Annotated in this window: 14 protein-coding genes; 5 read left to right on the top strand and 9 right to left on the bottom strand. The window is 72.0% G+C overall.

The window, feature by feature from the left end:
* Positions 1-105 precede the first annotated feature (105 nt).
* Together ACN268_RS01880 and ACN268_RS01875 are read right to left on the bottom strand one after the other, a co-directional pair.
* Positions 106-1,305 carry a pectate lyase gene (locus ACN268_RS01880; RefSeq protein ID WP_421481403.1) on the bottom strand — a complete coding sequence of 400 codons (1,200 nt, stop codon included), beginning with the start codon at positions 1,303-1,305 and terminating at the stop codon, positions 106-108.
* 718 nt (positions 1,306-2,023) lie between these two features.
* A complete protein-coding gene (locus ACN268_RS01875) occupies positions 2,024-2,992 on the bottom strand; it encodes a hypothetical protein (RefSeq protein ID WP_421481402.1) in 969 nt (322 codons plus the stop codon).
* Between the two features lie 142 nt (positions 2,993-3,134).
* Between ACN268_RS01875 and ACN268_RS01870 the strand changes: the two genes are divergently transcribed.
* Together ACN268_RS01870 and ACN268_RS01865 are read left to right on the top strand one after the other, a co-directional pair.
* Positions 3,135-6,272 (top strand): BTAD domain-containing putative transcriptional regulator, encoded by a 3,138-nt coding sequence (locus ACN268_RS01870; protein WP_421481401.1) that lies wholly within the window; start codon positions 3,135-3,137, stop codon positions 6,270-6,272.
* 102 nt (positions 6,273-6,374) lie between these two features.
* The gene (locus ACN268_RS01865; RefSeq protein WP_421481400.1) at positions 6,375-9,065 is read left to right on the top strand and encodes an ATP-binding protein; all 2,691 of its coding nucleotides are present in this window, start codon (positions 6,375-6,377) and stop codon (positions 9,063-9,065) included.
* Between the two features lie 226 nt (positions 9,066-9,291).
* Here the strand turns inward: ACN268_RS01865 and ACN268_RS01860 are convergent, their stop codons facing one another.
* Positions 9,292-10,230, bottom strand: coding sequence for an NmrA family NAD(P)-binding protein (locus tag ACN268_RS01860; protein WP_421481399.1), 939 nt, complete (start codon positions 10,228-10,230; stop codon positions 9,292-9,294).
* 62 nt (positions 10,231-10,292) lie between these two features.
* Here ACN268_RS01860 and ACN268_RS01855 point away from each other — a divergent pair, with 62 nt between their 5' ends.
* Positions 10,293-10,907, top strand: coding sequence for a TetR/AcrR family transcriptional regulator (locus ACN268_RS01855; RefSeq protein ID WP_421481398.1), 615 nt, complete (start codon positions 10,293-10,295; stop codon positions 10,905-10,907).
* A 16-nt stretch (positions 10,908-10,923) separates the two neighbouring features.
* On the opposite strand, the gene ACN268_RS01850 is transcribed toward ACN268_RS01855, so the two are convergent.
* The 3 genes from ACN268_RS01850 to ACN268_RS01840 all read right to left on the bottom strand — a co-directional run bounded on the left by ACN268_RS01850 (position 10,924) and on the right by ACN268_RS01840 (position 14,375).
* Positions 10,924-12,417: a serine hydrolase domain-containing protein gene (locus ACN268_RS01850; protein WP_421481397.1), complete on the bottom strand. Its 1,494-nt coding sequence runs from the start codon at positions 12,415-12,417 to the stop codon at positions 10,924-10,926.
* Positions 12,418-12,495: 78 nt separating this feature from the next.
* Positions 12,496-13,158: a response regulator gene (locus ACN268_RS01845; protein WP_421481396.1), complete on the bottom strand. Its 663-nt coding sequence runs from the start codon at positions 13,156-13,158 to the stop codon at positions 12,496-12,498.
* The gene (locus tag ACN268_RS01840; protein WP_421481395.1) at positions 13,155-14,375 is read right to left on the bottom strand and encodes a sensor histidine kinase; all 1,221 of its coding nucleotides are present in this window, start codon (positions 14,373-14,375) and stop codon (positions 13,155-13,157) included. Before ACN268_RS01840 ends, ACN268_RS01845 begins: the two co-directional genes overlap by 4 nt.
* 331 nt (positions 14,376-14,706) lie before the next feature.
* Between ACN268_RS01840 and ACN268_RS01835 the strand changes: the two genes are divergently transcribed.
* Complete coding sequence (locus ACN268_RS01835; protein ID WP_421481394.1) at positions 14,707-17,568, top strand: S8 family serine peptidase; 2,862 nt, start codon at positions 14,707-14,709, stop codon at positions 17,566-17,568.
* Between the two features lie 63 nt (positions 17,569-17,631).
* On the top strand, positions 17,632-18,084 hold the full coding sequence (locus ACN268_RS01830) for a hypothetical protein (protein WP_421481393.1): 453 nt from the start codon (positions 17,632-17,634) through the stop codon (positions 18,082-18,084).
* A gap of 146 nt (positions 18,085-18,230) precedes the next feature.
* Here the strand turns inward: ACN268_RS01830 and ACN268_RS01825 are convergent, their stop codons facing one another.
* The 3 genes from ACN268_RS01825 to ACN268_RS01815 all read right to left on the bottom strand — a co-directional run bounded on the left by ACN268_RS01825 (position 18,231) and on the right by ACN268_RS01815 (position 23,095).
* Positions 18,231-19,151, bottom strand: a complete 921-nt coding sequence (locus tag ACN268_RS01825; RefSeq protein WP_421481392.1) for a MerR family transcriptional regulator — start codon at positions 19,149-19,151, stop codon at positions 18,231-18,233.
* 234 nt (positions 19,152-19,385) lie between these two features.
* Positions 19,386-21,173 (bottom strand): ABC transporter ATP-binding protein, encoded by a 1,788-nt coding sequence (locus tag ACN268_RS01820; RefSeq protein ID WP_302742559.1) that lies wholly within the window; start codon positions 21,171-21,173, stop codon positions 19,386-19,388.
* Positions 21,170-23,095 (bottom strand): ABC transporter ATP-binding protein, encoded by a 1,926-nt coding sequence (locus ACN268_RS01815; RefSeq protein ID WP_421481391.1) that lies wholly within the window; start codon positions 23,093-23,095, stop codon positions 21,170-21,172. The genes ACN268_RS01820 and ACN268_RS01815 overlap by 4 nt, the downstream gene beginning before the upstream one ends.
* Positions 23,096-23,700 lie beyond the last annotated feature (605 nt).

Here is a 23,700-nt window from a genome sequence, read left to right as displayed (position 1 = left end):
CCTCCTGTTCGGTCCTGCTGGTGGCGTCGGAGGGGTTGCGTCTCGCCCGGTGCGGCGCAGTGGGGCACCCGCCCGGTGGCGGGTGCCCCACTCGTCCGGGGTGGGCTACCGGAAGGTGACGTCGCTCCTGTTGACCTTGCAGTTGGCGTCGTTCCAGCCCTCACCGAGGTAGCTGGGTTCGCTGCCCTTGGGCACACCCTTGTACTTGCCGCAGATGGTGGCCGAGCCGATCACGACCACGCGGGTGATCGTCGCGGTGTCGTTCCAGTTGCTGTTGATGCCGGCGAGCATGTCGATGTCGTCGACCAGGACGTTGTCGATGCGCACGTGCCGGGTGTACGAGGTGGTGCAGTTGCCGCAGCCGCGGTACAGCTTGCCGGACCCCTTCAGGTAGAAGCCGGAGATGTTGACCGTGCCGTTGCCGTTGTGCTGGAAGGTCTTGTCGCTGCCGCTGCGCGCGCCGCCACCGATGACGTACGAGGTGCCGCCGTTGGTCTGCTTGAAGGTGGCGGCGTCCTCACCGATGTCGTTCCACCACACGTTGCGCAGGGTGCAGGTACCTTCGCAGTGCACGCCGTCGCCGGCGGGCGAACCGAGGATGACGTTCTGCAGGGTGCCCCCGTTGGCGATCTTGAACATCGGGTCCTGCGACTCGCTCTGCCCGCCGTCACCGATGCAGCAGTAGGTCTTCATGCCGCCGTCGAAGGTGCCGGAGACGTTGACCGTGCCGGAGATGCCGACCGAGCCGGCCGACGACGGCCACGCGCCGGTCGGCGTGCCCGGGTTGCTGGTCGGGCCGGACGTCGGACCGCTGGTGGGGCCGGCGGTCGGGGTGGACCCGCCGCCGGAGTACGTCTCGAACTCGGCGATCCGCGGGGTGCCGGACGCGCTGGTGATGACGAAGGAGATCTTCTTCAGCGACGTCGAGGAGAAGGTGATGGTGCTCGGGGCACTGCTGCCGCTGGCCAGGACCGCGCTCGTGTCGTTGTTCCTGAGCTGCCAGCCGCTGATCGACCCGCCACCCGGGGCCTGCACGATGACGGCCGAGGACACCGTGGTGGCACTGCCCCACTTGACCGAGATCGTGCCGGTCGAGCCGCTCGGCGACCAGTAGGTGCCGGTGTTGCCGTCGACGACGTTGCCGTAGCTGGTGCCGCTGGCCTTGCTGGAGCCGTCGGCACCGGCGCCGAGGCTCAGGTTCGTGGCGGCGGAGGCGCTGGGAATCTGCAGTGCCAGCGCGACGACGGCACCTGCGACCACAGTGACACCGCCGGCCAGCCACCGCGAGGTGACGTTGCGTCTCATCTGGATCCAACCTTTCGAGCATGAGCGCCGGGACGGGAAAGCGCTTTCCATCCAACGATAGGGATCGGTCGATGATGAGGCAAGGGTCACACCGTGTTCATCTGCCGAGACGCCGGCGCTGCTGCGCGCAGGAGCGGTGAGCACACCTGTCGGTCTGCTCGGACCACCTCCGGTCGACCTGCCGGGCGCCCCGGGGATCGCCGGTCGGGCGGACCCGCTCGACAGGCTGATCGGGCTGCGGTCGCACTGCCGGGGGTCCTTCGACGACCAGCTCCACAGCGTTCCGGGCGGGAAGGGCCCGGCTCGTTCTGCATTCCCTGCGGATCGCCGCCGACCAGATCAGAGCGCTTCATCTCACCCCGGCACACTTCCGCCCGACATCGAGGTGGGTGACGTCTATCGATGCAGTGCGCGAGCGCCGTACGCCTGGATCATGGCCGCACCGCGGCCCTCTCCCTCCGGCCCGTCCGACGCCCGGCGTTCACCGGCCGGGGCGACCGCCCGGCTCGCGCCGGCCGGGGCCGGTCGTCCCGGCTCAGGACCGGCGGGCCCGCAGCGCTGCCGTCCCCGCAGGCGAGTCCCCGGGTGGCGCACCGCCTTCCGACGGTCGTTCCACCACCGACGGCGGAACCAGGGAGAAGACCGGTGGCGAAAGGGGGCGCGGCCACCGCCCGACAACGGTGGTTGCCGAGCGATGACCGCGGGGACGGGTGCGGGATCAGGCCGCGATGGTCTGCAGGTAGACGGTCCCTCCACAGGAGAGCGTGCTGAGGTTCTTGAACCACATCGCGAGCTGACGCTGCGATGATCCGTCACTGTTGATGCGCTGGACGTAGACCACGCGCGTGACCTCGAACTGGCAGTAGGTGGGGAAACTGCCCTGGGGTGACGGGCCGATCACGTAGGCCGAGGTGACGGGATTCGCGTTGTTCCAGGTCGTGGACCAGGTGCTGCCGGGGCCGACGGTTGCCATGGAGAACTGCGATCCGATGGTGGTGGAGCCGAGCCGGATGTCGGTCTGGCAGGTGATGGTCCCCACGTTCTTGACCTCCACCCAGATCTGCCGGAGGGAGCTGCCCGGCTGCACGGTCCAGATGCGGGTCACCTGGAACTGGCAGGCCGCCGAGCTCGTGGCCCCGTTCGGGTTGAGACCGGCCACCCAGATGGTGTTCCAGGGGACGTTCCACAGGTGCGTCTGGGTGCCACCGGGGCTGACGCCGCCGGTCGACACCAGGGACGTGCTGGTCACCGCCGTGAGTTGCACCGTCGCACCACAGGCGATCGAGCCGACGTTCTTGACGGTGAACTGGTACTGCCGCTCCCCACTGGGCAGTTGGACGTACCGGCTGTTGATCGTCTCGAACTGGCAGGTGGCCGAGGTGGTGGCACCGGCCGGGTTGTAGCCGACCACGTAGGCGGCGTCGGCCGGGGCATTGGTCCAGGTCCAGCCCTGGGTGCCGCCGGCCGAGACGGTGCCGGTGAACCACGCCGCGGCGGTGCCGATCCCGCCCTTCGCGGCCGGGCCCAGTCCGTTCGACGCCGCTGCGGCGGCCCGCGCGTCGCGCAGCGACGACGGCGATGGCTGCGGCGGCTGCGGAGACGCGCCGGCCTGCGCGACCCCGGACGATGCGACGACCATGCTGAGCGCCGTCACCGCGAGGAGAACCGCGCGGATTCTTCGTCCCATTGAAGCTCCCTTATCTCGGATTCCGGGCCGTCCGCCCGGCTCCATCAGGCTGCGCGGTGCCGCTTGCCATCGGCTAGCCATCCGATAGCCGCCCTGGCAGCTACGCATAGAATCGTCATCGATACATCGACGTGGGGGCTGGATGACATGGCGCTTGCTCGGCCCGGTCGAGGCCGTGGTGCGGGGCGAGCGAGTGCCGCTGGGGCGACCCCAACAACGCGCGGTGCTGGCGTATCTGTTGCTCAATCCCAACGTGGTGGTGTCGGCGGAACAGTTGGCCGAGGCGCTGTGGGGCGGTGCTCTCCCCACCCGTGCACGGGCACAGGTCCAGGTCTGCGTCTCCCGCTTGCGGCAACTGACCCGGGCGGCCGGTATACCCGAGACGATCCATTCGGATTCCGGCGGATACCGCCTCGAGTTGGCCGGCGACGACCTGGATGTGGCGGTCTTCTCCGGGCTGACCGACGCCGCACGCCGGCACGCCGACTCCGGCCGGCACGAGCGGGCCGCGACCCTGTTGCGGCAGGCGTTGGCGTTGTGGCGGGGACCGGCACTCGCCGGCGCGTCCGCCGCGTTCGTACCGGCGGCCGCCGCCGGCCTGCACGACAAGCGGCTCGCCGCGTCCGAGGACCTGTCCGACGCCGAGTTCGCGCTCGGCCGACACGCCGCCGCGGTGGCGCCGTTGCGCGAGCTGGTCACCGCCAACCCGTGGCACGAGGGACTCGCCGCGCGGCTGATGACGGCGTTGGCCGGATCGGGGCACCAGGCCGAGGCGCTGCGGGTGTTCGAGCGGATCCGCCGCCTCCTGGCCGACGAGCTGGGCATCGAGCCGGGCCCGCGCCTCGCGGAGGCCCACGTGCGGGTGCTGCGGCAACAGTTCCCGCCGGGCGGGCCCGCGCCGTCGGTCCCACAGACCGGTCTGCGTCCCGCCCAACTGCCCGCCGGGCTGGCCACCTTCACCGGCCGCGGTGACGCACTCGCCGCGTTGGACACGATGCTGAGCCGGGCGCGGGAGAACGGCGCGCTGGCGGTCGTCGCGATCGTCGGGACGGCCGGGGTGGGCAAGACGGCGCTGGCGATCCGTTGGGCCCACCGGGTACGGCCACTGTTCGACGACGGGCAGCTGTTCCTGGACCTGCGCGGTTACTCCCCCGGCGCGGCGACAGCGCCACTGGACGCGTTGTCGCGCTGCCTGCGCGCGCTCGGTGTGCCGCCCACCCGGGTGCCGGACGACGTCGACGAGGCGACGGACCTCTACCGCAGCGTGCTCGCCGACCGGCGGGTGCTGATCCTGCTCGACAACGCCCGCGACACCGCGCACGTACGGCCGCTGTTGCCCGGCGGCGCCGGCTGCCTGGTGATCGTGACCAGCCGGGACGGCCTCGGTGGGCTGGCCGCCGGGCACGACGCGCAGCGGCTGTCGTTGGACGTGCTCGCGTCGCAGGAGGCCACCGAGCTGTTGACCCGCGTCATCGGCGCGCAACGGGTCGCCGGGCAGCGGGAGGTTCTCGCGGAACTGGCCCGTGACTGCGCGCACCTGCCGCTGGCCCTGCGGATCGCCGCGGCGGACCTGCACGGCCGGCCGCGCGAGACGGTCGGTGCGTATCTGGCGCGGCTTCGGGCGGGCGACCCGCTGACCGTGCTGACCGTCCGTGACGACGAACAGGTCGCGGTGCGTACGGCGTTCGCCGCTTCGTACCAGACCCTGCCACCGCGACTCCAGCGGCTCTTCCGGCTGTTCGGCCTGGTGCCCGGCTGCGACGTGACGGCGGAGTCGGCCGCCGCGATGCTCCGCTGCGACGCCGGCGAGGCGGCGGACATGCTCGCCCGGATCGCCGACGCGCACCTGGCCCAGGAGCGGACGCCTGGTCATTTCGGCACCCACGACCTGCTCGGCCGGTACGTGACCGAACTGGCGGCGGTGGAGGACAACCGGGAGACACTCGTCGATCTGCTGTCGTGGTACCTCCACAGCGTGTACGCCGCAGCCGACCGGCTGTATCCACAGGTGCTGCGCGTGCCCACGCGGCCACCCGCGCCCGCCGGGCCACCGATGCGGTTCGCCGCCCACGTCGACGCCCTCGCCTGGCTCGACGCGAACCGGCACAACCTCGTCGCCGTGACCCGCCACGCGGCGCACCAGGAACTGCACGCCTTCGCCTGGTCGCTGGCGGATGCGCTACGCGGATACCTGTGGCTGGGAATGCACACCACGCAGTGGTCCGAGGTCGCGGGGATCGGTCTCGCCGCGGCCCTGGCCGACCGGCACGGGCAGGCCGAGGCGGCGGCCCGGCTGAGTCTCGCCGCACTGCACTGGCGGCTGGAACGGTTCCCGGAGGCGATCGAGGACTATCAGCTGGCGTTGCGCTGCGCGAACCGCTCGGGATGGCACGACGGCGAGGCGGCCGCGCTGGGCAACCTGGGTCCGGTGTTCCGGATGACCGGCCAGCCGGGTGAGGCCCTGCGGGTCATGGAGCAGGCGCTGGAGTTCAACACGCGCAACGGCCGGACCGCGGGCGTCGCCGTCAACCACAACAATCTCGGACTGGTCTGCGCCGACCTCGGGCGGCTCCGGGACGCCGCGGACCATCACCACGCGGCGCTGACCCTGGCGCACCAGGGCGGGGCGACCTCCAGCCGGGCGCTGATCCTGAGCAACCTGGGGGTCGTCCACCACCTTCTCGGCCGGTCCGACGATGCGTTACGGACGCTGAGCGAGGCGCTGGAACTGCATGAACAGACGGGCAGCCGGGGTCGTGCCACGACGCTGTGTGCGCTGGCCCGGGTCCACGGCGACCGGGGCGACCACCAGCAGGCGGCCCGCCTGGCCCGGCAGGCGCTCGACATGGCGCGCGCGCCGGTCGAGCCCCGGGTCGAAGCACTCGCTCTGCACGTCCTGGGCGTCGTCGAGGGCAGGACCGGCACCCTGTTGGACGCCCTGCGGACCGCGCGCTCGACCGCCGACCGGTACCTCGAGGCCGATGTCACCGTCAGCCTCGCCGAGATCGACGAGCCTGCGGCTCCGTCCTGGTGTCATGCGGCGCTGTCCATCACCCGGCAGTGCGGCTACCTGCTGCTCGAAGGCCGGGCGCTCGCCGCCCGCGCCGCGGCCGAGTACCGGGCCGGTGACGTGGCCGCCGCCCGGCGCAGCGCGCGACTGGCGGCCCGGTCGCACGCCCTGACCGGCCACCAGCCGGGCACGGAACGGATCGAGAAGCTACTCGCCCTCCTCGCCGCGGAGTCCTCGCCGGACACCGCCTGCGGGCTCGGTCAGCAGTGAGACGAGTCCGTCGGCGACGAGGGTCGGCCCGCGTCGGGCACGTCGAGGACGAACGCGGCCTCGGGCGGCCGGGGTCCGGGCCCGCACGGCTAACCTGCCTGGGTGCGAACCACAGCTGCGCCTCGCGGCCCGCTGGTCGGCAGGGAGAACGAACTCGGGCTCCTCGACGAGCTGACCGACGCCGCACGGTCGGGCCGGGGCGGGGCGCTGGTGCTGCGCGGCGAACCGGGCATCGGCAAGAGCGCGCTACTGGATCACGCCCGGGGGGCGGCGTCGGAGTGGCGGGTGCTCCTGGCGTCCGGGGCGGAGTTCGAGCGGGAGTTGCCCTTCGCCGCCCTGCACCAGCTGTGCGTGCCGGTGCTGGGCCATCTCGCCGACCTGCCCGTCCGGCACGCCGACGCCCTGCGGACCGCCTTCGGGCTGACCGCGGGCACACCGGACCTGTTCCGCATCGGTCTGGCGACCCTGGAGATGCTGGCTTCCGCGGCCCGGGACCGCCCATTGCTGTGTGTGGTCGACGATGCCCACTGGCTGGATGCGGCGTCGGCGTCGGCGCTGAGCTTCGTGGGCCGGCGGGTGTCCGCCGAGCCCGTCGCCATGCTGTTCGCGCTCCGGACGCCGACCCCGGGCGGACTCGACGAACTGCCGGTCCTCGATGTCGGCGGGCTGAGTGACGTCGACGCGCGGGCGCTGCTCGCGGCGCAGAGCCACCTGCTGATCGACGAGCAGGTGCTCGGCCGGCTCGTCGCCGAGGCGCGGGGGAACCCGTTGGCGTTGCTCGAACTGCCGAGGTCGGGTGGCTACGGCCCACCGGACACGTCGTCGGTGCCCGCCCGGATCGAGCGCGGGTTCCAGGCCCGGCTGGCGCACCTGTCCGACGAGGTCCGTCTCCTGCTGACTGTCGCGAGCGCCGATCCGACGGGCGACCCCGGCCTGTTGTGGCCCGCCGCAGGGAGGCTGGGCGTCGACGTGCCCACGGCCAGCGTGGCCGCGGCCGCCACGGGACTGATCGAGTTCTCCACCCGCATCCGCTTCTGCCATCCGCTGGCCCGGTCGGCGGTCTACCGGGCCGCGCGGGCCGGCGAGCGGTACACGGCCCACCGCGTGCTGGCCGAGGTCACCAGCGCGGTCTCGGACCCGGACCGGCGCGCGTGGCACCGCGCCCAGGCCACCGCCGGTCCCGACGACGACGTGGCCGCCGAACTCGCCCGCTCGGCCCAGCGTGCCCGGGCGCGGGGCGGCGTGGTCGCCGCAGCGGCCTTCCTCGAACGTGCGGGAGAGCTGTCGCAGGACGCCACCGGACGGGTCCAGCGGACGCTCGAGGCGGCACAGGCCAGGCTCGGCGCGGGTGACCCCCGGCGGGCCGCCGCGCTGCTCGGCGCCGTCGAGAACGCGGTGCTCGACGAGTCGCAGCACGCGTACGCCGATCTGCTGCGGGGGCAGGTGGCCTTCCAGAGCCACCACGACCACAACGGACCGGCGTTCATGATCCGTGCCGCGCGCCGTCTCGCGGACCTGGACCCGGACCGGTCCCGCAGGTGCCTCCTCGACGCACTCGAGATGAGCCTGCTCGTCGGCCGGGCCAGCGGCGTGATGGAGACGGTCCTGGCCGCGGCCCGGTCCTCGGTGTCGACGCCGCGCCCACCCGATGCCCTGGATCTGCTGATCCTGCTGAAGGAGGAGGGGCACCGGGTCGCCGTTCCGCTGATCCGGCAGGTCCTCGACGGACCCGACAATCCGCTGTGGATCGAACGACCCGCGCTCGCCCTCATGCTCGCGGGTGAGATGTGGGACCCGCACCTGCACGCGACGATCACCGGGTGGCTGACGAGGACCGGCCGCGAGTCCGGCTCGCCGCTGCTTCTGCGACTCGGTCTCGCCCACACCGGCTCGCACGGCGTGTTCGCCGGCGACCTCGGCTCGGCGATGGTGGCGATCGCCGAGGAGGAGGCGATCGCCGAGGTGATCGGCGGCCCACCGCTGCCGTTCCACCGGATTCAGATGGCCGCGATGCGCGGCCGCCGGAAGGAGGCCCTGCAACTCTTCGAGAGTTCCATGATCGCGGCGACGGCGAAGGGCAGCGGCCTCCTGGTCGCCAACATCCACTGGGCGGCGGCGGTACTGCACAACGGCCTCGCCGACCACCCGGCCGCCCTGGACGCCGCCCGGCAGGCCGTCGCCGCAGGCGACCTCTTCCTGGCCAGCTTCGCACTGCCCGAACTGGTGGAGGCCGCGGTCCGTTGCGGCGAGACCGACGTCGCCGCAACCGCCCTGCAATCGCTGACCGAACGCGCCGAAGCCAGCGGCACCGCCACGGGCCTGGGCGTCGCGGCGCTGGCCCGGGGGCTGGTGACCGGGTCCGAGGAGCAGTACCGCAACGCCGTCGAACATCTCCAGCGGAGCCCGCTGCTGCCCTACCGGGCCAGAGCCCATCTGCTGTACGGACAGTGGCTGCGGCGCGAGGGCCGCAGGCGGGAGTGCCGCCCGTACCTGCGCACCGCGCACGGCCTGCTGTCCGGGGCGGGGCTCGAAGCCTTCGCCCAGCGGGCCGCCGACGAGTTGCGGGCCACCGGCGAGCGGCCGCGCAGCCGGTCCGGTCACACGTACGACCAGCTCACCATGCAGGAGGTGCACATCGCGCGGCTGGTCGCCGCCGGTGCCACGTCGAACGAGGTCGCCGCCCGGCTGTTCATCAGCCCCCGCACCGTCGACGCCCACCTACGCAGTGTCTTCCGTAAGCTCGGCGTCACCTCCCGCCGGCAGCTCAGGGATCAGCCCGGCCTGGGGGCGTGACCCGTCCGCCGAGCGGTTCCACCGCCTCAGGCCCGGCCGTGTCGCTTCCCGCCCTGACGCTGTCGGGGAGCGGCGGGTCGGGAGCCCGGCACGGTGGACGGACCGGTGTTGTCCTAAACCCGTTGTTCGCGGCGACCTGGGGTCCGGCAGAACCGCACTCCGGTTCCGCGAACTGTGGACGGGCCCGACGCCCGCGGCACACTGCGCCTGTTGGCCTCCATCGGTGTCATGGACCGGACGTAGGGTCCACGGTGAACGCCGCGGCGTGGTCGGTGACCCACTGTCGGAACGTTCGTGGGGGCGTTCCGAGGATGTCGGCCACTGCGGAGGTGCGGTACGCCGGCTGTCCCAGCGCGGCGTTCCACGCGTTCAGGAGCATGTCCACCGCCGGTCGTGCGGCCTGCGGGGTCCCGCGCCGGAACTCGTCGGGTGACAGTTCCTCGAACGCGACCGGGCGGCCGAGGACGTCACCGATGATGCCCACCTGCTCGGCCTGGCTGAGGGACTCGGGGCCGGTCAGGACGTGGTCGCCACCGACGTGTCCCTCCTCGATGAGCATTCGCGCGACGACCGCCGCCACGTCGCGGTCGTCGACGGGTGCCGTCTCGGCCGCCCCGTACGGCCACCGGACCGGGCTGCCCGCGCGGATCGCGGTGGCCCACCAGAGCAGGGCGTTCGACGCGAACATTCCCGGTCGGACGACCGTCAGGCCGAGTCCGGTGCCGGTGATGAGCCGCTCGATCTCGGCGTGCAGCGCCGCCATCGGGTTCGGTTGCTGGAAGAACGGGTGCGGGGTGCGGTGCGGCGCGGACAGGTGGACGATCCGCTGTGCGCTGGCGGCCAGCCGGTCGACGACGGCCGCCGCGCTCTGCGGTGGGGCGGTCCAGACCAGGAAGACCGTGCTGACGGCGTGCAGCGCGGTGTCGAGGGATGCGGGCGCGGTGAGGTCGCCGGTGACGACCTCGACGGTGGCGGGCAGCGTCGCCGCCGACTCGGAGCGGCGCACGAGGGCACGGACCGGCACGCCCGCGTCGGTCAGCAGGTCGATCACGCATCGTCCGACCCGGCCGGTCGCCCCGGTGACGAGCACCGGCGGCCTGTCGCCGGGTGCATTGGCGACCACGCCGTCGGCGGTGGGGGTGCGGGGGTTGTCTGCCTGCCTCATGACCCCATCGAAACGTTACCGAGTTAAAAATGCAACCCGGTAACGAATGTTACCCTGACCGCATGATCGAACGGACCGGGCTGCGGGCACGCAAGAAGGCACGGACCCGGGACGCGATCGCCGACGTGGCGATCTCGCTGTTCCTGACGCACGGTTTCGACCGGGTGTCGGTGTCCGACATCGCCGCGACGGCCGAGGTGTCGAAGCCGACCCTGTTCCGCTACTTCGCGACGAAGGAAGACCTGATCCTGCACCGGTTCGCCGACCACCAGGGCGAGGCCGCACGGGTGGTCCGCGACCGGCGGCCCGACGTGACGCCGATGGCGGCGTTGCACCGGCACTTCCGGGCCGGCCTCGACCGCTTCGAGCCGGTCACCGGCCTCAACGACCAACCCGAGGTGGTGGCGTTCCACCGGCTGGTGTTCAGCACACCGAGCCTGGCGGGACGACTCGTGCAGTACACGCTCGACGACGAGGACGCGCTGGCCGACGTCCTCGACCGGGGCATCGAGGGCCGACTCCAGGCCGCCCAGGTGATCGCGGTCCACCGCGTACTGGCCCGGACCAACTGGCGCAAGATCGCCGATGGGCGGACCGCACGCGACGTCCAACCCGAGGCGGTGGCCGACGCGGACCGGGCCTTCAGTCAACTGCGCCACGGAACGGACGACCCATAGCCCCCGCTCGGGGCCGTCACGCCGTCGTCCGCCCGGCCGCCGCAGGACTGTCCCCGGCGGGGACCGCCTGACCTGCGTGGCGCAGGCACCAGAGCCGACGGGCGAGCGCGACCGCCCCCAGCACACAGCTGACGAGGGACAGCAGTGGCAGCAGTGGCAGCAGCCAGGCGAAGACGATCCAGTACCCGAGGTCGAAGGTCGCGCCGAAGAGCAGGATCGGCAGCACCGCGGGCAGCGTCGCACCCAGCACCGTCGCCAGGGTCAGGGGCACGAGCCGCAGGATCGACAGCGGTCGTCGCGTCGTACGGCGTCGGACGGCCCAGCGGCGCGCCCGGACGGCCGCGGTGACCAGCAGCGCCGCCAGCACCACCGTGAGCCCGAGCAGGACCGCGTTCACGGTGTCGAGCGGATTGCTCATCGGCCGTGTCGGGGTCCCGAGCCGTTCCGCGAGCAGGTTGGCCGACAGCTCGCCGGGCGCGCCGACACTGTTGGTCAGGACGACGGCGGCCCTGCCCGTCGTGGGCGAGAAGACCATGTCCCCGGTCCACGTCGCCAGGGTCCCGCCGTGGCCGATCATCGGCGGGGCACCGGCGGCGGCCGGGCGGGCCTGCCAGCCCAGGGCGTAGTCGCCGGCCTTGGGCTGCACGGTGTGCAGCTCGGTCCGGGCGGCGGCGCTGAGCAGGCCGGCGCCGGGGCCGCCCTGGTTGAACCGCAGCCACCGCACCATGTCGTCCAGGGTCGAGATCACCCCGCCGTTGCCGGCGCACGTCCCCGGCATCTCCGGCACCGCGACGGCGAACCCGAGCACGACCCCGTACCCGGACGGCAGACCTTCGGCGCGATCGGAACACCCAGGCGTCGAGCGGGTGTGGGTCATCCCCAGCGGGGTGAACAGCTCGGCACGCAGGAACTCGTCGAAGGGCTGACCCGACACCACCTCGACGATCCTCGCGGCGATCGTGAAGTTGGTGTTGTGGTAGACCGGTCGGCTGCCCGGTTCGGCGGCCAGGGTCTCGTCGGCCAGCCGGGCCACGGCCTGCCGCGCGTCGCGCGGAGGCGGAAACACGTACTCGTCGTTCGTGCTGGCCGACAGGCCCGAGGTGTGGCTGAGGAGGTGCCGCACGGTGATCGCGGTGAAGCGCGGATCGGCCATCCGGAAGTCGGGAAGGACCGTGACGACCGGGTCGTCCAGCGCGACACGGCCCCGGTCGACCAGCAGCATGACCGCTGTCGCCGTCATCGACTTGCTCATCGAGGCGATCCGGAACGGCGTCCCCGCCGTCACCGCGTCGCCGTCACCGTCCCGGCCGCGGACGGTCGTCTCGACCGACGAGCCGTCGATCACGGCCGCCGCGACCCCCGGCGTCGCGTAGGCGGAACGGTAGTCGTCGACCAGCCCCCTGCCGGTGGCGTGGGCCGGCGTCGCCGAGGCGAGCGGTACGGCGACGAGCACAGCGGCGACGGCGGACAGGGAGGTCATCCGGGAAGAACGCAGACGGTGGAGAGGCACGACGTCGAACCTAGGCAGGCCGTCACCGACGGTCATCACACCACGGGGTGAGCCGGCACCACCCGGCAGAGTGAAATCTCAGCCGGGCAGATCGTGCCGGCCGACCAGCCCGTTCTCGTACGCGTGGATCACCACGTGTACGCGGTCGCGCAGGTCCAGCTTCTGCAGCACGGCCCGGACATGCGACTTCACCGTGTTCTCGCTCAGCACCAGGTCCGCGCAGATCTCGCCGTTGGACCTGCCCCGGGCGAGCAGCCCGTAGATCTCGACCTCGCGCGGGGTGAGCCCGTCCAGCGCCCCCGTCCGGCGCGTCGGCACCTGCCGGACGAGATCGAGGACCGTCGCCGCCACCCCCGGGGCCAGCGCCGACGTCCCGCAGGCCACGTCACACACGGCCTGCGCCAGGACGGCGGGCCGGACGTCCTTGGTCAGGTAGCCGCTCGCGCCGGCCCGGATGGCGGCCACGACCAGGTCGTCGTCATCGAACGTCGTCAGCATGAGCACCCGGGTCGCCGGTGCGATCCGGACGATCTCCGCCGTGGCGGCCACCCCGTCCATGCGCGGCATGCGGATGTCCATCAGCACCACGTCGAGACGGTGCCGCCGGACGACCTCGACCGCGTCCCGGCCGTTCGCGACGTCGTGGGTGACCTCGATGCGTTCGTCGGCCGACAGGACCGTACGCAACGAGGTCCGCAACAGTTCCTGATCGTCGACGAGCATCACCCGGATCCTGGTCATGCCCCCTCCTTCGTGGGCAGCAGCGCTCGCAGCACCCATCCGTCGTCCCCCTCCGTCACCGACAGGGTGCCCCCGGCGGCGCGCACACGTTCCCCGACGCCCAACAGGCCGGTGCCACGGCCGCCGACGGCACGGCGCGCCGAGCTGCCGGGGGCGCGGAGCGCCGAGCTGCCGGGGGCGCGGAGCGCCGAGCCTCCGTCGTCGCGTACCTCCACCTCCAGCTCGGCCGGACCCCACCGGAGCTGAACGGTCACCTCGACCGGCGGTTCGAGGTGACGCAGCGCGTTGGTGACGCCCTCCTGCACGGTACGGAACGCCGCCACCTCGGCGCTCAGGCTCAGCGGCCGCCGCGGGCCCACCTCCGCGAACGTCACCGCGTGCAGCGGGCTGGCCGCCGAGGCCACCATGTCGGCGAGGGCGTCCAGCGAGATCGGCACCTGGTCGCGCCGGGCACCGGCGCGCGGTGCCGTGGTGGTCGGCCCCAGGGTGGCCAGCATCGCCCGCAGACCCTGGTGGGCGTCCCGGCCCGCCTCGGCGATGTCGCCGAGTTCGCGGCGGGTCGCCGGATCCGTCGTCGTCACCGCGGCGGCCTCGATCCGCGCGACCATGACGGTGACCGTGTGGGCGATCACGTCGTGCAGGTCACGACGGATGCTGGCCCGCTCGTCCGCGACGGCCGCAGCCAGCCGTCCGCTCTCGGCCCGCCGGCCCGCCTCGCGCCGCCGACGCACCAGCAGGGCGGCAGCCCACACCCCGCCGACCACGAGCGTCAGCAGCCCACCCTCGACCAGGAGGGTCCATCCGGGGATCCCGGGGGGCAGCCGGTCCCAGGCCACCAGCTCGGCGAGGACGATCCCGAGCACGGCAACCGCCAGCGCGACCACCGAGGACCTGACCGGGACGAGGCCCGTCAGCCACCACAACGTGACGGGGAACCACAGGGCCGACGGCAGCAGGATCGCCGACCAGCTCGGAAAGGAGATCGTCGCCAGGACGAGCATGCCCAGCGCGGCGGTCGCGTACCCCGGCCACGGCCGGCGGCGGGACACCACGGCGGCCCCGTGGAGCAGGACGGCGGCACCTGCCGCGGCGGCGACCTGCCACCCGTCCGCGCCGTAGTACCGGTTGCCCACCAGGGTGAGCACCGTCAGCACCGCCAGGACCCCGTGCGCCGTCACCGTCGCCGGCCGGGCGTCCTGGCGTGGGGTGGCTGTCACGGTGGTCGCCTTCTGGTGGGTTCCTGGTACGAGCCGAGCCCGTCACGACGTGCCACAGGATAGCCAGGCAGGTGGTGCCCCGCGCCGGTTCCCGCACACTCGTGGCACCCGACGAGCCGACCTCGGCGGCGGAGCATCGACCCCCGGGGATGCCGCCCGACAGCTCGCCCGGGGCCACCGGACGCCGGTGACAGCGGGAAGGAGGCTCACCGGTCGTCGAGTGATCCGGGCGACACCATTGCGCCGCACCCGCAGCGGACCGTCCTAACAGGAATCTGAAGAGTGCTGCGGATCCTTCTCGTACGTCCTGATGGTCTGATCTGGAGGTTCGATGAGGAGACTCACACGGATCGGTGCGGCCGCACTGGCCGCCGCCGTGGTGCTGGGGTGGGGACAACCCGTCTGGCCCGCGCCGAACGCCGCGCCCGACGGTGGCGCAACCGGCCGGGGTGGCGGGGTGCCGCCGGTGGGGGTCGGCGCCCAGCCGGCGACGGTCACGCTGATCACGGGCGACCGGATCACCGTCGACCGCGGCGGTCGGGTGACGATCCGCCCGGCGAAGGACCGGGCGGGCATCCGCTTCCGGTCCCACCAGATCGACGGTGAGCTGCACGTGGTACCCGCCGACGCGGTGCCGCTGATCGCGTCCGGTGTGCTGGACCGTCGCCTGTTCAACGTCACCAGGCTGATCGGGTACGGCTACCACGACGCGGCCCGCGACCGGCTGCCGATGATCGTGGCGTACGCGGACCGGGCGACCGCCCGACGGGCTGGCTCGCCGCTGCCCGGTGGCGAACTACGGGTCGACCGGCCGCTACCGGCGATCGAGGGGGCCGCGGTCAGCGCGGACAAGGCCGACCTGGTCGACGTCTGGACGACGCTGACCGGGGCCGCGCCGAGGGCCGCCGGCCGCGTCGCCGGCATCGAACGGATCTGGCTCGACGGGAAACGTCGACTGGCGGTGGACCGGGGGGTACGGCAGATCGGGGCGCCCGCGGCGTACCAGGCCGGCTTCACCGGCGCCGGGGTGACCGTGGCGGTCATCGACAGCGGCGTCGACCTGACCCATCCCGACCTGGCCGGCGCGGTGACCGAGGCGGTCACCTTCCTGCCGGACACCGACCCGGTCGACCGGTTCGGGCACGGCACCCACGTGGCCTCGATCATCGCCGGCCGGGGCACCGCCTCGGACGAGAAGTACCGGGGGGTGGCCCCGGGTGCCTCCCTGGTCTCCGCGAAGGTCTGCGAGCGGTGGTGCGACGACTCGGCGATCCTCGCCGCGATGCACTGGGCGGCGGTGGACAAGAAGGCAGCGGTCATCAACATGAGCCTCGGTGACCGCGACGGGCCCGAGGTCGACCCGTTCGAGGAGGCGGTGAACACGCTGACCGCGCAGACCGGGGCCCTCTTCGTGGTCTCCGCCGGCAACGAGGGCCCGGCCGGGCGGACGGTCGGCTCGCCCGGTAGCGCGGACGCCGCGCTGACCGTCGGCGCGGTCGACCGCGACGGGTCCCTCGCGCCCTTCTCCAGTCGGGGCGCGCGGGTCGGCGACGACGCCGTGAAACCGGACATCACCGCGCCGGGCGTCGGCATCGTCGCCGCCCGGGCCGCCGAGGGCGAGATGGGCGTACCGGTCGACAAGTACCACGTCGCCGAGTCCGGGACCTCGATGGCCGCACCGCACGTGGCGGGCGCGGCGGCGCTGCTCGCCCAGCAGCACCCCGGCTGGCAGGCGACCCGCCTCAAGGCCACCCTGATGGGTTCGGCCAACCCGCACCCGGGTGACACCGCGTACCAGCAGGGCGCGGGCCTGGTCGACGTGGCGCGGGCCATCGGGCAGTCGGTGACCGCCGAACCGCAGAGCGTGTCGTACGGTCGCACGCGGTGGCCCCACCGCGACGACGACCCGATCACCCGGACGGTCACCTTCCGCAACGACGGTACGGAGGCGCTCACCCTCGACCTGGCCTGGCAGATCACCGGGCCCGACGGCAAACCGGCCCCGGCCGGCATGTTCCGCACCGCGTCGCCGCAGGTCACCGTGCCGGCGGGCGGCACCGCCCAGGTGGCGGCCACCGTGGACACCAGCGTCGACGGCGCGGACGGCTACTACAGCGGGCACCTGGTCGCCAGCACCGGGAAACTCCGCACCGTCGTTCCGGTCGGCGTGCACCGCGAGGTGGAGAGCTACGACCTGACGGTCCAGCACCTCGACTCGACGGGCGTGGCGGCGGACACCTACTGGAGTCTGGTCAGCGGGATCGACGTACCGGCGATCGAACCGCTCGACAGGATCTCCGGGGGCCCCGTCACCGTCCGGATGCCCACCGGCCGCTACGCGGTGACCGGCGTCGTCGAGGAGTCCGGTGCGCGGGAGCGCAGCAGCCTGCTGATCCGACCCGAGATCACGCTGACCCGGGACACGACTGTCACCCTGGACGCGCGGCAGGCGAAGCCGATCACGGCGAGCGTGCCGGAGCGCACCGCCCGCCCGGTGCTGGTGCAGACCGGGGTGCTGGTGGACCTGTTCGGCAGCTCCCCGGCGATCATCGACATCGGGGCCACCGGGTTCGCCGGCCTCTACTCGGCCCAACTCGGTGACCGGGCCAGCCACGGGCACGTCGCCGGCTACGTCGCGCACCAGTGGGCCCGGCCGGACGGCGACGGCGGTTTCGCCGGGAGCCCGTACATCTACCACCTGGGTGAGGGCTTCCCCGGCCGGCTGCCCACCGGGTACCGCAGGGACGTGCGGCGCTCGGAGCTGGCCACCATGCGCCACGAACTGCGCGGCGAGCGGCTCGGCGACCAGGTCGAACGGAACATGTCGGCGGAGTTCGACGGCGTGTACGGCTGGACCCTGAGCGCGGGGGTGCCGGTCGGCGACACCTGGACCGAGTACTACAGCACGAAGGCCGTCGCCTGGTCGGGCGGCATCACCATCGGGCAGAGCGTCGACGGGGACACGGAGTTCCGCACGTCGCTCTACAGCCCGCTGCGGCGCTACCGGGCCGGTCGCAGCTACCAGGAGGTGTGGAACACCTCACCTGTCGGACCGACCCTGATCGCGACCGGGAGCCCGTTCAGCAGCGCCGGGCGGATCGAGGACGTGATCCGGGTCGACATCCCGCTGCACGGGGACGCGGCCGGGCACGGCGGTTGGTCCGCCGGTGACACCGGTCGCACGGCGCTCTAACGGGGCGACGAGCTGGTCGCGGAGTACACCGAACCCGCCGACGCCGGTTTCGGCTTCTTCGAGGTGCCGGCGGAGGCGGCCGCGTACCGGCTGGAGGCCTCCTCCCGGCGCAGCTTCACCGAGCTGTCCACCGAGGTCGCCCTGACCTGGCGTTTCCGTTCCGCCCGGCCGGCCTCCGCGGACTGGGCCCGGCTGCCGGTCATGGTGGTGCGGTACGACCCGCCGCTCGACCGCAACGCGTCGGCACCGGCCGGAAAGCGTTTCGAGGTCCCGCTGCGGATCCTCGGCAACGAGGGGGTCACGGTGGCCCCGAAGCAGGTCACCGTGCAGGTCTCCTACGACGACGGCAGGACCTGGCAGCCGGCCACGGTCCGGGCCGCCGGCGCGAACTGGACCGCGACCCTCCAGCACCCCCGCACCGGCGGGTACGTGTCGCTGCGCACCTCGGTCACCGACCGGCAGGGCGACAGCGTCGACCAGACGGTCATCCGGGCGTACCGGCTGCGCAACCGGTGACCCTCGGCTGACCTCGCACAACCGGGAACAGGCCCGAGCCGCGTCTCCGCGGCTCGGGCCTGTTCCGGTGCCGTCCACGCCGTCGACCCGGACCGCCGGGAGGCACGCCGACCTCGTGCCGCTCCGGGGCCGGGCCGCACACCTGGTCAGGGCAGCGCGGCGACGGCCGCGTACAGCCAGGTGGACGCCGGGGCCCGCACGACGGGCTGCGGTGTGCCGTTGATGGTGGCGGTCAGCGCGTGGTACCTGCCGAGCAGCGCGACATGCCGGGCCACCTGCGGCCCGGGGTCGGCGGCGACGATCTGCCGCCGCACCTCGGTCAGATCCCGCTCACCGCAGCGGCTGGCGGTCAGCGCCACCCACCGCGTCGCCAACTGCCGGGCCGCGCGGGAGTCGACAGGTACGCCGGCCTCGGACGCGGCCCTGGCCTGCGCGAGGATCTCGACCTGTTCCGCGGTCTCCGCCCCCGCCGACGGGTCGTCCCGCCCGTGGTCCGCCGCGGCGGCGAAGGTTTCACCGAAGTACTCGCGGACCGCCCGCCGGAACCCGGCGTCACGCACCATGTCGGCCAACTCGATCCACGCGTCGAGCTGCTCGCCGGTGGGGTCCTCCGGCAGCCGGGGCCGCCACGGGCGCAGGTGGTCGACGAACTCCCCCACGTCGAGGCCCTCGGTGACCTCTCTCCAGAACTCCTGCACGAGTTGCTCACGGTCGTCGTCGGACATCGACGCCAGCCGGTGCACGAGACTCACCTGCCCGGCCTCGCTGTCCTGCCGCACCACCGCCCGCAGCACGGCACGCCGGGTACGCAACTGCCCCATCTGCCGCTCGACGAGCGCCAGATGAGCGGTCGCGAGGTCCCGCACTGTGATCTCCTCGGTCAGCAACCGGCGGATCTCGTCCAGCCCCGCGCCCAGGTCCCGCAGCGTACGCACCAGTTCGAGAGCCGCCACGCCCCGCGCGTCGTAGCACCGGTACCCGGCCCCGGTGTACCCGGCCGGCGCGACGACGCCCTCGTCGGCGTAGAACCGGATGGCGCTGACACTCAGACCCGTACGCCGGGCCACCTCCCCGATCGACAACCAGTCGTCAACAGCGGATCCGACCAACCAACGGCCTCGACGACGGCCTGCCGCGTCGACCATGGCGTCTCACTGCCCCTGTCGGCCAGCCGCCGCAGGTCGTCGACGTTCTCGCGGTCCCATGATCGCTCGAACGTCGGCGTGCACTGTGCCGGACCGACCGCGATAGGGACCGTCACCTCCGGTCCCCGCGCGATCGACCACCCGGAAGGACCGAGGTCACGCGTAGGCACGAGCTTGGAGGTGGTACAGCTCCGCGTAGAGGCCACCACTCGCGATGAGGTCCGCATGGGTGCCGACCTCCGAGACGCTGCCCTGTTCCAGGACCACGATCAGGTCGGCCATCCGCACGGTGGAGAAGCGGTGCGAAACCAGTACGGTGATCGCGCCGGTGTCCGCACGGGTTTCCGTGACGAGGTCGGCGAAGCGCTCGAAGAGCGCTTGCTCGGCGGTCGCGTCCAGGGCGGAGGCGGGTTCGTCCAGGGCGACGAGAAGCGGACCTCGGCGCAGCAGCGTGCGGGCCAGCCCGAGCTTCTGCCACTGGCCGCCTGAGAGTTCGGTGCCGTCGCCGTACCCCCGGCCGAGCAGGCCGTCCAGACCGTCGGGGACGAGCGCCCGGACGGGGCCCGCCTCGGCCCTGTCGATCGCCCGCTGCAGGGCCTGGTCGTCGTCGATTCGGTCGAGGTCGCCGATGCCGGTGTTGTCCCGCAGCCGCAGCTCCAGCCGGGCGAAGTCCTGGAAGAGGGTCGACACCCGGCGCTGCCACCCGGCGGGGGCGGCGGACGCGAGGTCGACGTCATCCACCAGAATTCTTCCCGAGGTCGGCCGGTACAGCCCGCACAGCAGTTTGACCAGGGTGCTCTTACCCGCCCCGTTCTCGCCCACCACGGCAAGCGCCGTGCCTGCCGGGATGTCGAGGGTGACGTCGTCGAGGACCTTCCGGTCGCTGTTCGGGTAGTGGAAGCTGACGTGGTCGAGACGGATGCCGCGAGTGAGGACTGCGGGCAGTTTCCCCGACCCGGGTACGGCAGATTCGGGCGACGCGGCGGCGACACTGCGTAGTGTCCGGATCCGCTCCATCGTGCACCCCGCCGCCTGGACAATCGTCAGCAGGCCGAGTCCATTGGACACCTGGAAGGAAATCTGAGCGGCCAGAGCGATCACCAGAATCACGTCGCCCAGCCCCGAGCCGCCCTGCAACGCCTGCCGAACCACCAGATAGATCGCACCGCCGTAGGCGGCGGCGAAGGTGAGCTGCCCCGCTGCACGCAGCAGGGCAGCTCGAGTCTGGGCCCTGCGTAGCGCGGTAGAGGTGGTAGCCCAGTCGCGCTGGTGGCGTTCGATCAGCATGGCCTCGGCACCCGACAGGCGGATCTCCTTGACCGACGCGAGCATGGTGGTGGTCTCCAGCAGGTGCCGGCCGAGACGCGTCAGCGCAGCGGTGTCCTCCTTCGCACGATCCACCAGACGCTGAGCCCGATTGCCTGCCAGGACGGGGATTGCTCCGGCGACGGGAAGAAGGAGCAGCCACGCGTTGAGCGAGCCGAGCAGGACCGCCGTCAGGCCCATCTGCAGGACCAGGCCCCCGAGCTGTAGAACGGCCTCCAGGGAGGCGCGGGTGCGTGGAAGTTCCTCGCGGACCAACGCCAGGGTGTCAGCGTAGGCCGGAGTGTCCAGTTGTTCGAGGTTGCCGACGCCGTGGGCGAGCGTGATCAGCTCGTTCTGGAGTTCGACCTCGCTGAGGTCGCCCAGTTCGAAGTAGGAAAGGTGGGCGAAGTGGTTCATCATGAGCTCAAAGACCAGCAGTGCTGCCGTTATCAGCGCCAGCCGAGCGGCGGTGCCCGAGTCATGATTGACCGCCGCGGTGGTGAGCGACTTGAGGCATAGCGCGATCAACGGGGTGGACAGGAATCCGGCGGCCAGCATCGCTGAGGCACGCGCGAGACGCCCTGGATCACAGCGGAAGGCGAGCCACAGAAGGTGTCGGACCGCAAGGACCGTGGTCATCGGGCCGCTCCGTCGATCCTCGGCAGGAAGCGTTCAGTCGTCGACGGGTCGGCGGCTTCGTCCGCGGTGAAGCGTTCCGCCTGAATCCTGAAGAGCTCGGCGTAACTTCCGTTGAGTTCCATCAACTGTTCGTGCGTGCCGGATTCGGCCACCCTGCCGTCGGCGAGCACGACGATGCGGTCGGCCTGGCGCACGCTGGAGAAGCGATGCGAGACGATAACACTGGTCACACCCTTGGTCATGTCCAGAAAGCGCTCGAAGAACGCGGCTTCCGCACGGACGTCGAGTTGGGCGGTGGGCTCGTCGAGCACCAGGAGGGACGCCCCGCACTCCAGTGCCAGCAAGGCTCTGGCCAGAGCGATCCGCTGCCACTGGCCGCCTGACAGGTCGGTGCCACCTTCGTACTCGGCGCTGAGGACCGTGTCCACGCCGTGCGGGAGGCCGTCGATGATCTCCTGTGCGCCCGCGCGCCGGGCCGCGGTGAGGAGCGCGTTGCGGTCACCGAGGAGGTCCGGTCGGCCCAGCCAGATGTTCTCGGCCGCGGTGAGATGTAACCGGGTGAAGTCCTGGAAGATCACGGCGATGCGCCGGTGCCAGGCCGACGGCGAGATACCGGCGATGTCGGTCCCGCCAGCGGTGATCCGGCCACTGGTGGGTTCGTGCAATTTGGTCAGGAGCTTCACCAGCGTCGTCTTCCCCGCGCCGTTGAGGCCGACGATCGCCGTCGACGTCCCCGGTGCGAGTTCGAGGTCGAGCCCGTCGAGCACGGCGGGAGCACCGTCGTGGTAGCGGAAACCGACGCCCTCGAAGCGAACGGCCCCGGCCTGATCAAGGACGTGACCGGGGTCGTACTGCCGACCGTGGCCGCCCCCATCCGCCGCGACCTGCTCCAGGCGGGTCAGTGCGTCGTGGGCGGCCAACCCGTAGAGCGTCTGCATGTCACTCTCGGGGAAGAAGACGCCGAAGCGCATGGGAATCAGCACGGCCTGAAGGGCAACAGACAGTTGGAGCAGCGTCAGCGAACCGTTCGTGCCGTCCTCGGCCAGGGCCGACAGCGCCGCGCCGCCACCGAGCAGGCCGAACCCTGCCAGCGCGACGAAAGGCCAGAACAGCAGCCTGCGGCGGGTCGCCCACAACGGCTCCAGGTAGCCGCGTGCCTCCGTGCCATGGCGTTGCCGGAGCCAGGGGACCAGGCCGAGCACCCGTGCCTCCTTGGCCAGCCCGGTTCCGGTCGCCGTGCGCCGCAGGTAGGACAGTCTCCGCCGCGGACCGGCCAGGGTCGCCCGTACCGCGCCGAAGCGGCTCAGCGAGCCGCGTTGGCCGAACCTGATCACGATCGCCGTTGCGGCCACAAGCACACCGATGCCAGGTCCCAGTACCACGGACACCATGACCGCAGCCCCGACAAGTTGGGTGTAGCGGGCGATCAGAGCCAGGGTTCCGGCAGCGGCATCGCCCGGGGTGGGGACCACCCGCTCGAAGCCGTTACGGGCGTCCGAGAGCACATCGAGCACCTCCTGCCGTTCCAGGTCCGCGACCGGGAGATCACGCAACGCACACGCCATCAGTCGGACGGTGCACGCGCCGTCGACCTGACGGATCACCAGTTCAGCCAGCACCGACTGGAACGGGACGAGAATCTGTTGCAGCACGAAAGCGGCGACGGCCAGCATCAGCGCGAGACCGATCCGACCTATGCCACCATGGCCACCAAAATCTGACATGGCATCAGGGATTCTCGATATCAGGGTACTCGTCGCGAGGATGAAGGCGATCGGGAGCAGGCCGACCGCAACGTGGAGCGCACCCGCGCCGGCGATCAGTCCCGGGTGTGCGTAGCGCAGCAGCCGTACAGTGGCGAGCCATCGAACGGCGCGTCGTCGAAGCGGTCCGGCGCCCGGGTCGGGCGTCGTGGAAGGCATCAGGAACTCCCCCGAGTACGTCAGGGCACGCAGGACGAGCAAACGGCACAGGTGAAGGGCATCTCGCCGGGATCCGATTGCGATCGGAGGAGGGAGACAGCGGACTCCCGCGAGCCCGGGAACGCCACTGTCGCCGGGGAAGCTCGCGGTCCAGAGTCTGGCTCAGACCTCGTGTGACGTCAAGAATTTCATTGATGGTCATCTAGTTCGTCTGCACAACGGAACGGATCCCTGATCCGCCACAGGGATCGGTCTAGACAGACCTGCATCGATGTGGTTACCGTTGCACTCCGTGTTCGTCCGGCTCCGCGTGTCCAGTCCGGGCCGCTTCGCACCCTTCGCGTTATCGGAGGCGATGCGCCGCGATACCGGGCTTGTTCGCTGACGTTTCCGCCCTACCCGGAGACAGTTCGTGCGCGAGCCCAGGGCCGCTCCGAACCGGGCCTCAGTGTCGAGGCGCCCCTCCCCCCTTACCAGCGCTTTCCCGTCAGCGCCTGACCGGTATGCCAGATTCTCCGCGTTCCGTGCGGCGCTGACCACCCGGCCGTCGTCGCGGCATCGTTCTTCCATCGTCCTGGCACCTTCACCCGCGTCGCCCTGGGCGA

It is taken from the genome of Micromonospora sp. WMMD735 (assembly GCF_049178995.1).
In the GTDB taxonomy this organism is placed as follows: domain Bacteria; phylum Actinomycetota; class Actinomycetes; order Mycobacteriales; family Micromonosporaceae; genus Micromonospora; species Micromonospora wenchangensis.
The sequence above is the reverse complement of the archived record's forward strand: the minus strand, read 5'-3'. Positions and strand labels throughout refer to the sequence as shown.

What these genes read in the sequence shown, in the direction of transcription:
- ACN268_RS01815 (WP_421481391.1), bottom strand. Translation starts at nt 23,095, where the DNA reads ATGCCTTCCACGACGCCCGACCCGGGCGCCGGACCGCTTCGACGACGC.
- ACN268_RS01870 (WP_421481401.1), top strand. Translation starts at nt 3,135, where the DNA reads ATGACATGGCGCTTGCTCGGCCCGGTCGAGGCCGTGGTGCGGGGCGAG.
- ACN268_RS01855 (WP_421481398.1), top strand. Translation starts at nt 10,293, where the DNA reads ATGATCGAACGGACCGGGCTGCGGGCACGCAAGAAGGCACGGACCCGG.
- ACN268_RS01860 (WP_421481399.1), bottom strand. Translation starts at nt 10,230, where the DNA reads ATGAGGCAGGCAGACAACCCCCGCACCCCCACCGCCGACGGCGTGGTC.
- ACN268_RS01875 (WP_421481402.1), bottom strand. Translation starts at nt 2,992, where the DNA reads ATGGGACGAAGAATCCGCGCGGTTCTCCTCGCGGTGACGGCGCTCAGC.
- ACN268_RS01880 (WP_421481403.1), bottom strand. Translation starts at nt 1,305, where the DNA reads ATGAGACGCAACGTCACCTCGCGGTGGCTGGCCGGCGGTGTCACTGTG.
- ACN268_RS01820 (WP_302742559.1), bottom strand. Translation starts at nt 21,173, where the DNA reads ATGACCACGGTCCTTGCGGTCCGACACCTTCTGTGGCTCGCCTTCCGC.
- ACN268_RS01835 (WP_421481394.1), top strand. Translation starts at nt 14,707, where the DNA reads ATGAGGAGACTCACACGGATCGGTGCGGCCGCACTGGCCGCCGCCGTG.
- ACN268_RS01845 (WP_421481396.1), bottom strand. Translation starts at nt 13,158, where the DNA reads ATGACCAGGATCCGGGTGATGCTCGTCGACGATCAGGAACTGTTGCGG.